The following is a 12510-nucleotide window of genomic DNA, read 5'->3' on the forward strand; positions in this document are numbered from 1 at the left end:
TGTTATACTACAACGATTTAATTTTTCCGCGCCAACTATTTTTATGTTTCACTATGCATCAAAACGAATCTTATTTATAACATTTCCCATCTCTTTTGCCGCATTTTCATATACTGCTTCAGTGATATCTTTTGTTACAAAACCTGTTTCGTCTGCATAACCTGCATCCACAAACTCAACTTCGCCAAATAATTCCTTGATTTTTGCTTCATTATCAGCTTTGTTTCCTAATACTCTTACAAAGAATTTTGATACTACTTCGTCCATTGGCATAAGCTCAAGTTTATCAGCAGACCAAATTACATTTATATTATTTTCAAGATTTTTTGACGCTTCCATGATGTCAGAAACAACCGCACTTGCTGTTGCAAGCTTTCCTGCTCCCTGACCATAAAACATTACATCACCAACCATGTTTCCTTTTACAAGTATGGCGTTAAATACACCGTCTACGCTGTAAAGAGGATGGTCATGTGTGATAAGCTTAGGTGCTACCATTGCACTTACCTTGTCACCTGCTAATTTGCTTGAACCAAAAATCTTTACTTTCGCTTTGAGCTTTGATGCGTAATTTATATCTCTGTCTGTTATCTTTGTGATACCCTCTGTATAAATATCTTCAAAGTCAAGCTGTTTGCCATATGCAAGTGATGTGAGGATTGCAATTTTACGGCATGCGTCATATCCCTCTACATCTGCAGTAGGGTCTGCTTCCGCATAACCTTTTGCCTGTGCATCTTTAAGTACCGAGTCAAAATCAGAACCGTTTTCTGTCATCTCAGTAAGAATAAAGTTTGTAGTACCGTTTAATATACCCGAAATTTCCTCTATCTCATCAGGAGCTAATGATGTCTGAAGTGGTCTTATTATAGGAATACCGCCGCCAACGCTCGCTTCAAATAAAAAGTTTACATTTTTGTCTCTGGCAATCTGTAAAAGTTCAGTACCAAATGCAGCAACAAGTGCTTTGTTTGATGTTACAACATTTTTTCCTTTGAGAAGACTTGCTTTTACAAATTCATATGCCGGATGAAGTCCTCCCATTGTCTCAACAACTATCTTTACTTCATCATCATTTTCAAGTATTGAAAAGTCATGTACAACATAATTTTCTGCTGGGTCTCCCGGAAAATCTCTAAGGTCAAGTACATATTTTACTTCTATATCCTGACCTGCTCTTTTTGTTATAATATCACTGTTTTTGTTTAATATCTCAAAAACACCTGAACCTACTGTACCATATCCTAATATTCCTACTTTTACCATCTCTTCCTCCATTCCTCTCTTACTTTTCTTTGTCTGCTGATGTAATCCATGCAAGATATGCATTTATAAACGGATCTATGTTTCCGTCTAAAACACCTGTAACATTACTTACTTCCTGACCTGTTCTATTATCCTTAACCATAGTATACGGCTGCATAACATATGAACGAATCTGGCTCCCCCATCCATTATCCTTGACTTCTCCACGGATACCGCTTGCTTTTTCAAGCTGCTCCTGCTGTTTAAGCATATAGAGTTTTGCTTTGAGCATCTGCATGGCTTTATCTTTATTCATATGCTGCGATCGCTCATTCTGACACTGTACCACTATTCCTGTCGGGAAATGTGTGATACGGATTGCCGATGATGTCTTGTTTATGTGCTGTCCTCCTGCACCGCTTGAACGATATGTATCAATTCGGATATCATCATCTGCTATCTCAACGTCAAGGTCTTCCTCTATATCCGGCATAACATCACATGATACAAATGAAGTCTGCCTTTTTCCTGCCGCATTGAACGGTGAAATTCTTACAAGTCTGTGAACACCATGTTCTGATTTCAGATAACCGTATGCATTTTCACCATCTATCTGCAATGTAACTGATTTGTAGCCTGCCTCGTCACCGTCAAGAAAATCTATCATTTCGACATTGAAACCTTTTTTTTCAGCCCAGCGCTGATACATTCGACAGAGCATACTTGCCCAGTCACAGCTCTCTGTTCCGCCTGCTCCCGCATGAAGTGTAAGTATTGCATTACACTTATCATACTCTCCGCTTAGCAATGTTTCTATCCTAAGTGATTTATACTCATCTTCAAATGCCTGAAATGATTCCTCAACTTCCGGCAAAAGACTGGCATCATTTTCTTCCTCAGCTATATCGATAAGTGTAAGTATGTCATCTCTGTCTCCACAAAGTTTTTCATACCTTTCTATAACTGACTTTAATTTTTTACAATCCTGAACAACCGCTGCCGATTTATTCGGGTCATCCCAAAATCCCGGCTCTTCCATGGTGTGTTCCAATTCTTCGACTCTGTCACGCTTATTAGCTAAGTCAAAGTGAGTTCCCCATTTCAAGCAGTGGTTCATCGTAATTTGATAATGAAATTTTTATATTATCAAATTCTACCATCAACTCACCTCTTTCTATAAATAACGGAACATATGACGAAACGCACATATGCCCCGTATTCTGCAAAAATATGCACTTAAATTCTTATTCCAAAGAATAAATATTTTTAACTTTTTATTCTTTGAATTTTTCCATAGAATTTCTGTTCTCTGTAATTTTTATTTAAAATTTTCTTCCACAGCACATTTTGTATTTCTTGCCGCTTCCGCATGGGCAAGGGTCATTTGGCTGTATCTTCTTTCCTTCGCGTGTCTTTGGCTTCGCTGCTACAGTCTCATCTTTGTTTGTTCCTGTAACCTTTGCAACCTGCTCACGCTCTACTTTCTGCTCTATCTGAATATGAGTAAGTGCTTTTACTGTCTCTTCCGTAATAGCATCTATCATTGCATCAAACATGTCAAATCCGGCAAATTTGTACTCAACTACAGGATCTCTCTGACCATATGCCTGAAGACCGATGCCCTGACGGAGCTGATCCATATCATCAATATGATCCATCCATTTTCTGTCAATAACTTTGAGAAGAATAATTCTTTCTACTTCTCTTATCTGATCTGCATCAGGGAATTCTGCTTCTTTAGCTTCATATACTTTTACAGCTTCCTCTTTAAGTCTCTGTATAAGTTCTGCTTTTGTCGCATGTTTTTCTTCTTCCTCTGTAAGCACTATCTTCTGGATAGGCACTATCGGACGAAGTACATTATTTAATTCAGCGATATCCCATTCCTCAGGTGATGACTCATCACCGATAATTGATAATACACATTTTTCTACAACATCAGTAATCATCTTGTAGATTGTGTCACGCATATTCTCACCGTCAAGTACCTTGCGGCGTTCTTTATAGATAACTTCTCTCTGCTCGTTGTTTACACGGTCAAATTCAAGAAGGTTCTTTCTGATTCCAAAGTTGTTGCCCTCAATCTTCTTCTGTGCACTTTCAATGGCATTTGAAAGCATTTTATGCTCAATCTGCTCTCCGTCAGGCATGGCTGAGAACAGTCCCATAAGTCTTTCTGAACCGAAAAGACGCATAAGATCATCTTCAAGTGAGATATAAAAACGTGACTCACCAGGATCACCCTGACGACCTGCACGACCACGAAGCTGATTGTCGATACGGCGTGACTCATGTCTCTCTGTACCTATTATTTTAAGTCCTCCAAGTTCTTTTACTCCCTCGCCAAGTTTAATATCAGTACCACGACCTGCCATGTTAGTAGCAATCGTAACTGCTCCCATCTGACCTGCATCTGCGATAATCTCAGCTTCAAGTTCATGGAATTTAGCATTAAGGACCTTATGAGGTATTCCCTTTTTCTTAAGTTTATCACTGAGGTACTCAGATGTATCAATGTTTATTGTTCCGACAAGTACAGGTTGTCCCTTCTCATGTGCTTCTACAATGTCTGCAACAACCGCATTGAATTTTTCTTCCTTTGTCTTGTATACCGCATCTTCATAATCAATACGGGCAACCGGAAGATTTGTAGGAACTTCAACAACATCCATCTCATAAATGTCACGGAACTCTTTCTCTTCTGTAAGAGCAGTACCTGTCATACCCGATTTTTTAGCATATTTGTTGAAGAAGTTCTGGAATGTAATAGTCGCAAGAGTTTTGCTCTCTCTCTTAACCTTTACATGCTCTTTTGCTTCTATCGCCTGATGAAGACCATCTGAGAAACGACGTCCCGGCATGATACGTCCTGTAAACTCATCAACGATAAGTACCTGGTCATCTTTTACTACATAATCTTTATCTCTGAACATAAGAGAATGTGCTCTCAATGCAAGATTTATGTTGTGCTGTAATTCAAGATTGTCAGGGTCTGCAAGGTTTTTGACCTGGAAAAATCTTTCGGCTTTTCTTACACCTTCTTCAGTAAGGTTTACATTTTTATCTTTTTCATCAACAACATAATCACCTGTTTCCTGCTCTTCCTCATTCATAATGAAATCCATCTTTGAGAGTTCTTTTGCAGTACCTCTTGTGAGCTGTTTTACAAATATATCACAGGCTTCGTAAAGTTTTGTTGACTTTCCGCTCTGTCCTGAAATAATAAGTGGTGTTCTTGCTTCATCAATAAGAACTGAATCAACCTCATCGATAATGGCATAGTGAAGTTCTCTCTGTACAAGTTCTTCTTTGTATACCACCATGTTGTCACGAAGATAATCAAATCCAAGTTCATTATTTGTAGCATATGTTATATCACAGTTGTACGCTTCTCTTCTTTCGTCATTGTCCATCGAATTCAGTATAACACCAACTGTAAGCCCAAGAAACTCATGAACTTGTCCCATCCATTCGGCATCACGTTTTGCAAGGTAATCGTTTACAGTAACGATATGAACACCTTTTCCCTCCAATGCATTTAAATACGCAGGAAGTGTAGAAACAAGTGTCTTACCTTCACCTGTACGCATCTCGGTAATTCGTCCCTGATGAAGAATCACACCACCGATAAGCTGTACACGATAGTGTCTCATTCCAAGAACTCTTGTTGCTGCCTCTCTCACTGTTGCATAAGCTTCAGGAAGCAAATCATCCAAAGTCTCTCCCTTTTCAAGACGCTCCTTAAATTCAGGTGTCTTAGCTTTAAGCTCATCATCTGTTAATTTCTCGAACTCAGGTGCAAGAGCTTCTATTTTATTCACTATCGGAATAATTCTTTTCACTTCATGCTGACTGTGAGTACCGAAGATTTTACTAATTATACTCATGAATTTCACTCCTATACATTATTACTGTTTATGTAGTATTTAACCACCTAAAAAAACTATTTCCTAGTATAACATTAAACAGGGGGTTTTTCAACTACTGTTTTTTCTAAACGAAACAGCCCCGGATAACTCTCCAGGGCTGTCTATTGGCTTAAATTATTTATTTTTCATACTCTCATTTGATATATGTAACACTCTCTCCAAAGTGTCTATCTCATTAATTAAAATTCAGGCTCGATAAGTCCGAATGTATTTCCCTTTCTCTTATAAACAACATTTACTTCGTCTGTTGCCGCATTGCGGAATACATAGAAGTTGTGTCCGAGAAGTTCCATCTGAATGCATGCCTCCTCAGGATCCATAGGCTTCATGCCGAATTTCTTTGAACGGATAATCTTAATCTCGTCATCCTCCTCAATCTCTTCCTCAATGAATGCCTTGCTCAAACTTGCTGCTGACTGCTGTCTGTCAACAAGTTTATTTTTGTATTTGCGTAACTGTCTCTCAATAACCTCCTCAACCAAATCTATTGAAACATACATATCGTCGCTGACCTGCTCAGCACGTACAATGTTTCCTTTCATAGGGATTGTAATCTCTATTTTCTGTCTTTCTTTCTCTACACTCAAGGTAACGTGAACTTCAGTTTCCGGAGTGAAATACCTCTCAAGCTTTCCTATCTTTTCCTCGATTGCTGCTTTAAGTCCATCTGTTACATCAAGATTTTTACCACTGATAATAAATTTCATGACTATCACTCCTTTACAAATTGTTAAATATATTATAACTCACGTTTTCCAAAAAAGCAAGTAAAATTGCACAATCGTTTCGACTTTTTTAGTCTTTTATTATACATTTATCACAAACACGTTGCTGTTAAGTATTTTTTGAAAATTGTATATGTTTGTGTGACAATTCAAATCCACAAAATTTATTGTTAATCTGTGGATTTGAATTTTGTGGATAATGTTGATAACTTCGTGCATAACTATACTTTTTCGCATTTTTCGACATATTACACCGCTTTTTTATGTCGATTTATCAACATTTTTTGTTGATTTAGTGTTCATAACCACAATTTTACGAGATTTTTTTTGCTTTATTCTATCTGTTATCACATTCTCCGTGCATTGTTTTGCACTACTTTTTCTATATTTTTTCTAAATTGTCAGACAATTTAGTCGACTCTATAACAAATTACCATCCGGTGGCTTGACCCGCCAAACACCGACAAAAGGATTGGAAGTGCATCATAAAATTCTTCTTATACAATAAGGTGTTCTGTAATTCATTTTGGATATTTTTACTCCATCTTTCTCATTGCTTGAATGAATTACCTCACCGTCTCCGATATAGATAGCAACATGTCCGACTTTCTTTCCGTTTTTATAGAATACAAGGTCTCCCTCCTGTACGGATGATGAACTCACCTTTGTACCATATGATGACTGTTCCAAAGAAGTTCTCGGAATGCTGTAACCAAATTCCTTATATATACTCTGGGTAAAACCTGAACAGTCAGAACCTTTTGTCAAACTTGTTCCGCCATATTTATATGGGCATCCCAAAAACTTTTTAGCATATTTTACAATTTTGCTGCCGGTAACTTTATTTTTATCCGTATCGTTGTCTGTATCTCCCTTTGCCGCATCGCTGTCAGTTGTCGTTGTGTCATTTTTTGCGGTACTATTTGTAGAACTGCTTGCTTTTTCCGCCTCCTGCTGTTTCTTCTCGTCTGCAAGAATCTTTGTTATTGAAACAGGACGTTTGTATTTAACTCTTAAATTAACATAATCCTTGGCAACATATCCTATATCACCGTCAATAGTAATCCTTACCCAGACTTTTCCACACTTCTTTACATAAAAACTCTCACCTGACGCAATCTGTGTGATAACTTTTGCTTTTTTGTTGGATTTTTCCCTTACATTTAATGAAGAAACACTCTTTTTAACGGTAATATACTGCACTCCATATTTCTTTGCAAGTTTCTGTGCCTCTGCCCCTATTGCCAGATATTCTTTTTTTATGTATCCTCTGAAGCTTCCGCTTTTTATAAGTGCCCAGCCGTTTTTGTAAGTCTTTGTTATTGTAACTGCACTTCCCCTGTAAAGTCGACCCTTTATTTTTCCATGCAAAGACGGCTTATTTCTGATATTCACATAGTCGTTTGCAATCGATATGGCAAGATTTTTATTTGCTGCATCTGCCTTTTCAGTTTTTAATGCAAATGCACCACAAATGATGACAAGCTGCGATGCCACTATCAATCCACATCTGATAAACTTTTTTCTCAAATGTATCTTTTCCATAACCTACCTCTCATTTTTTGTACGGTCGCTGTTCACCTGTACAATGTAAGTAAACAGTACTATATAACTATTTTGTCGCAACAGCCTCTATCTCTATTGCAACATCTTTCGGAAGTCTTGCAACTTCTACACATGACCTTGCTGGATATGGCTCTTCAAAATACTTTGCATATACTTCATTTATCTTGCCAAAATCGTTCATATCACTGATAAATACTGTTGTTTTTACTACATTTGCTGTTGAAGTGCCTGCTGCCTCAAGAAGTGCTTTAAGGCTTGTGAAAGCTCTCTCTGCCTGAACATCTGCAGGTCCTGTTACAAGTTCTCCTGTTGCAGGGTCAATTGGAACAACCCCTGATGTAAATACAAGTCCGTTTACCTCTACTGCCTGTGAATATGGTCCAATAGCTGCAGGTGCTTTGTCTGTACTAATAATATTTTTCATTTAGTCAACCTCTTTTCTGCGCTGATACATAAATCTTCATGAATTAAAATCTTAATTTTTTTATCGTATTATTATCTTTTTGCAGTCTCAACGCAATAACCACAAAATTATTAAACTTTTCTTACATTTTACAGTATAACTCAAAATTGCACAATTTACAAATTTAACTGGATTTTTTTTTATCAAAAATGTATACTTAGTATAATTGTTTACCCGCTATTTTGACAACAGCTGTCAATCTATTCAGCTACGAGTAAATTTTACAGAATTACAGAATATGTGAACAGAACGGAGGACCCTAAATTTGAGAAACGAATATTCCAAAAATGAAAAATCTTATTCACGTGGCAGACAAGACCATAAGCCTTATAGAAAAAATAATAAAGAAAATGACAGAACATTCAGACATAAAAGAAATGATAAGACAGATGAACAAAAAAAGAAAAGTGCAATCCCAATAGGAAAAACTCAGGAACTTATAGTTGTTAAGACCACAGATTTCGGTGTATTTTTAAATACTCCTACCGGTGATGACAGCGATAAGATACTTCTTCCAAAATCACAGGTTCCAAAAGATACGCAGCCGGGTGATGTTTTAAATGTATTTGTTTACAAAGATTCAGAGGACAGACCTATTGCTACTATGGAAGAACCATCATTAGAGTTAGGTCAGGTTGCCAGACTCTATGTAAAAGAAATAACAAAAATCGGTGCTTTCCTTGACTGGGGTCTTTCAAAAGACCTTCTTCTTCCTTTTAAAGAGCAGCTTTATGAGGTAAAAGAAGATGATGCCGTTTTGGTGACACTATATGTTGATAAGAGCGACAGACTTTGTGCTTCCATGAAAGTTTACAATCATCTTTCCAATGAATCCCCTTACAAGAAAGATGACGAGGTATTTGGCCGCGTATATGAGATAAGCGACAATTTTGGTGTATTTATTGCTGTTGACGATAAATACTCTGCTCTTCTTCCCAAAAAAGAAGTTTTTGAAAAATACCGCATAAATCAGCCTGTCTACGCAAGGGTTGCACAGGTTATGGAGGACGGCAGGCTCACATTAAGTGTCAAGAAAAAAATACCTGAGCAGATGAACGATGATGCTTCATTTATATATGAAACTTTACAGAGAGAGAACGGTTTTCTTCCATTTAATGATAAATCCGATTCCGAAGCAGTTAAAAACCGTTTTCATATGAGCAAGAATGCCTTTAAGCGTGCCATCGGGCATTTGTATAAAGAAAGGCTTATCACAATTGAAAAAGATGGCATACATTTGAATTAGTTTTTTGTTTTATTTAATGCTTACTGACTCCTTACTAAATAGATGTTATACGAACAATGGCGTTAGAACACCGTAGCGGTACTTAAAGTTACAAATCAAGCACCTTAAGTAACGACGGACGTTCTAACGCCATTTGTTGCATATATTTTATTTTTTTATCACGGTAATTATACGCTCTTTACTCCGAAAATTCTCCAAATTTTCTAAATCTTTTATATCTGTCATCAAGCAATCTGTCAATATCTTTTTTCATCAGCTCCGGCAATTTCTTTCTAAGTACCTCTCTCAACTGGTCTGTCGTATAATTTAAATTATTTTCTATTCCGTCTTTGTGCTCTTGAAATGTTCTGTCTGATACTCCGTTTTTTATGAGCTCGTTTGCGGTCATTTTCATAAGTTCTGCTGCTTCGCTTACTCTTTCTGCGTCTCTCCATAGGATACTCGCAAATCCTTCCGGTGAGAGCACTGAATAAAGACTGTGTTCAAGCATCCACACTTCGTCCGCAACTGCGAGTGCAAGTGCACCGCCGCTTCCGCCTTCTCCTGTAAATATTGATATTATTGGAGTTTTAAGTCTTGACATTTCCATTATATTTCTCGCAATCGCTTCTCCCTGACCACGTTCCTCAGCACCTATTCCACAAAAAGCTCCTGCCGTATTTACAAGCGTTATAACAGGTCTGTGAAATTTTTCTGCCTGTTTCATAAGTCTAAGTGCTTTTCTGTATCCCTCGGGATTAGGACTTCCAAAATTACACTCAACATTTTCATCAAGAGTATGACCTTTCTGTATTCCAATAACCGTAACCGGAATTCCCTCAAATGATGCTATTCCTCCAACAATCGAACCATCATCCGCAAAAAGCCTGTCACCATGCATTTCCATAAAATTTTCAAATAATTTATCAATAAATTCCCTTGTATTAGGTCTGTCTATCTTTCTTGCAATCCTTACGGATTTCATAGCACTATTCATAACAGCAATTCCTTCCTAACAATATGTCAAGCCACCAGACAGCATTTTGTATGTAAACATACATTTCTATCTGCTTTTGATCTTTGCATCATATTAACAATTGTGCAGTTTCAAAATTGAGATTAATTCATCTCTCATATCTTCCCTATTGACAATCCTGTCAACAAATCCATGTTCAAGTTGAAATTCAGCACGCTGAAATCCTTCAGGAAGCTTCTGATGAATTGTTCCCTGTATAACTCTTTGTCCCGCAAATCCTATTAGTGCCTTTGGCTCTGCAAGAATTATATCTCCAAGCATTGCAAAGCTTGCCGTCACTCCGCCTGTTGTCGGATCAGTAAGTACCGTCACATATAAAAGTCCGGCTTCATCATGTCTTCCAACTGCTTCTGCTGTTTTTGCCATCTGCATCAGAGATACTATTCCTTCCTGCATTCTTGCACCGCCTGATGTGGTAAATATTATGATTGGAAGTCTTTTCTCTGTAGAATACTCTATCGCTCTTGTTATTTTTTCTCCCACAACAGAACCCATACTGCCCATCATAAAATGACTGTCCATTATCGCAATTACCGTCTTAAATCCGCCAACTGTGCATTCCCCTGTTACTACAGCTTCATTTATTCCTGATTTTGCTTTGGCTTTCCCAATCACTTTATCATAATCAGGATAATTCATAGGATTTTCAGTAGACAGGTTCGCATCAAGCTCCCTAAAGCTTCCCTCATCACAGATTATCTTTATTCTCTCTGAAGGGTTCATTCTGAAATGTGCCCCGCAGTTTGGACAAAGTTTAAATTCCGTGACTTCCTTTTTGTATATTATGTTTTTGCAGGTATTACATTTTATCCACATACCGTCAGGAATTGACGGTTCCTGGCTTTTTTTGTTTTTTTCAGTTTTTTTCTTTTCTTCTGTTCCGTTTACTGAAAAATAACTTTTCTTTTTGAAAATATTCATATCCTATTTCACTCCAACATCTAATCAACAGGCAGTTACATCATTTTACAATTTTACGTTCTCAAGAAATGATGTATTATACTGACATTTTTCAAATTTCTTATTATTCAAAATTTTATTCTGATATTCTATATTTGTATCTACACCCTCTATTACAAATTCATACAATGCCCTTTTCATTTTTGCTATCGCTTCTTCTCTGTCTTTGCCGTGAACTATAACCTTCGCAAGCATCGAATCATAGTATGGCGGTATCTCATAACCCTGATATATGGCACTGTCAACTCTAAGACCAATGCCTCCCGACGGCATTAAAAGATAGTCAATCATTCCGGGACAAGGTGCAAAATTTCTCGAAGGATTTTCTGCATTTATCCTGCATTCTATTGCGTGACCGCTTATCCTTATGTCATCCTGTCTATATGATAACTTCTCTCCCGCCGCTATCCTTATCTGCTCTTTTACTATGTCAACACCTGTAACCATCTCTGTTATCGGATGTTCAACCTGAACTCTTGTATTCATCTCCATAAAATAATATTTATCAGAGTCTTCATCATACAAAAATTCAATTGTTCCTGCATTCTCATAGCCTGCTGCTTTCGCAGCCTTTACTGCCGACTCACAAATTTTTGCTCTCGTAGCTTCTGATAAAACCTCACAAGGAGTTTCCTCAAGAACTTTCTGATTTTTTCTCTGCAGCGAACAATCACGCTCACCGAGATGTATAACATTTCCAAAGCTGTCACCAAGTATCTGTACCTCTACATGTCTTGCCCCTTCAATAAGCTTTTCCATGTACATTGAATCATCACCAAATGCAGCCTTTGTCTCACTTTGAGCTGACAAAAAAGCTTCTTTCAAATCTTCTTTTTTTCTGACAATCCTTATTCCTTTTCCGCCGCCTCCGGCAGATGCTTTCACAATAACAGGATACCCCAGTTTGTCCGCCATTTTATACGCACCATCCACATTGGCAATCACCCCGTCACTTCCGGGTATAACAGGTACTCCTGCATTGATCATCATTTGTCGTGCATTTGCCTTATTGCCCAGTGCATCTATAACCGAACCCTTTGGCCCGATAAATTTGATATTGCAATCTTTACATACACCGGCAAACATGCTGTTTTCAGATAAAAATCCAAATCCCGGATGTATTGCCTGTGCCCGCTTTTCAACTGCTGCACTGATTATATTATTCATGTCGAGATAGCTGTCACCTACTTTAGCCGAACCTATACAAACAGCCTCATCTGCAAGCTGTGTGTGTAATGCCTCTCTGTCAGGCTCTGAGAATACAGCAACCGTCTTTATTCCCATCTCACGACATGCCCTGATTATCCTTACTGCAATCTCTCCACGATTTGCAATCAAAATCTTGTCAAACATAAAGTTGT

10 protein-coding genes are annotated in these 12510 nt (G+C 37.7%); 1 reads left to right on the top strand and 9 read right to left on the bottom strand.

Annotation, left to right across the window (positions count from 1 at the left end; genetic code table 11):
* Positions 1-51: 51 nt before the first annotated feature.
* The 6 genes from ACZLXV_RS02860 to ACZLXV_RS02885 all read right to left on the bottom strand — a co-directional run bounded on the left by ACZLXV_RS02860 (position 52) and on the right by ACZLXV_RS02885 (position 7889).
* Complete coding sequence (locus ACZLXV_RS02860) at positions 52-1266, bottom strand: homoserine dehydrogenase (RefSeq protein ID WP_022225268.1); 1215 nt, start codon at positions 1264-1266, stop codon at positions 52-54.
* A 19-nt stretch (positions 1267-1285) separates the two neighbouring features.
* Positions 1286-2405 (bottom strand): peptide chain release factor 2 gene (gene prfB, locus ACZLXV_RS02865; protein WP_482382442.1). Its coding sequence is split into 2 segments (ribosomal slippage): positions 1286-2329 and positions 2331-2405, totalling 1119 coding nucleotides; the frame shifts between segments, so codons are not numbered across the junction.
* A 162-nt stretch (positions 2406-2567) separates the two neighbouring features.
* The gene (gene secA / locus ACZLXV_RS02870) at positions 2568-5132 is read right to left on the bottom strand and encodes a preprotein translocase subunit SecA (RefSeq protein ID WP_022225266.1); all 2565 of its coding nucleotides are present in this window, start codon (positions 5130-5132) and stop codon (positions 2568-2570) included.
* A gap of 221 nt (positions 5133-5353) precedes the next feature.
* On the bottom strand, positions 5354-5881 hold the full coding sequence (gene hpf / locus ACZLXV_RS02875) for a ribosome hibernation-promoting factor, HPF/YfiA family (protein WP_022225265.1): 528 nt from the start codon (positions 5879-5881) through the stop codon (positions 5354-5356).
* A gap of 501 nt (positions 5882-6382) precedes the next feature.
* The gene (locus ACZLXV_RS02880; protein ID WP_482382443.1) at positions 6383-7444 is read right to left on the bottom strand and encodes a C40 family peptidase; all 1062 of its coding nucleotides are present in this window, start codon (positions 7442-7444) and stop codon (positions 6383-6385) included.
* A gap of 67 nt (positions 7445-7511) precedes the next feature.
* Positions 7512-7889 (bottom strand): RidA family protein, encoded by a 378-nt coding sequence (locus ACZLXV_RS02885; protein ID WP_022225263.1) that lies wholly within the window; start codon positions 7887-7889, stop codon positions 7512-7514.
* A 451-nt stretch (positions 7890-8340) separates the two neighbouring features.
* On the opposite strand from ACZLXV_RS02885, the gene ACZLXV_RS02890 reads away from it, so the two are divergent.
* Positions 8341-9174 (top strand): CvfB family protein, encoded by an 834-nt coding sequence (locus tag ACZLXV_RS02890; RefSeq protein WP_367336206.1) that lies wholly within the window; start codon positions 8341-8343, stop codon positions 9172-9174.
* Positions 9175-9352: 178 nt separating this feature from the next.
* Here the strand turns inward: ACZLXV_RS02890 and ACZLXV_RS02895 are convergent, their stop codons facing one another.
* The 3 genes from ACZLXV_RS02895 to ACZLXV_RS02905 all read right to left on the bottom strand — a co-directional run bounded on the left by ACZLXV_RS02895 (position 9353) and on the right by ACZLXV_RS02905 (position 12502).
* Positions 9353-10150, bottom strand: a complete 798-nt coding sequence (locus ACZLXV_RS02895; protein WP_367336183.1) for an acetyl-CoA carboxylase carboxyltransferase subunit alpha — start codon at positions 10148-10150, stop codon at positions 9353-9355.
* Positions 10151-10243: 93 nt separating this feature from the next.
* Positions 10244-11110, bottom strand: a complete 867-nt coding sequence (gene accD / locus ACZLXV_RS02900) for an acetyl-CoA carboxylase, carboxyltransferase subunit beta (protein WP_022225260.1) — start codon at positions 11108-11110, stop codon at positions 10244-10246.
* A gap of 45 nt (positions 11111-11155) precedes the next feature.
* Positions 11156-12502, bottom strand: coding sequence for an acetyl-CoA carboxylase biotin carboxylase subunit (locus ACZLXV_RS02905; RefSeq protein ID WP_482382444.1), 1347 nt, complete (start codon positions 12500-12502; stop codon positions 11156-11158).
* Between the last annotated feature and the right edge of the window lie 8 nt (positions 12503-12510).

The sequence above is a fragment of the Butyribacter sp. genome (genome assembly GCF_056818865.1).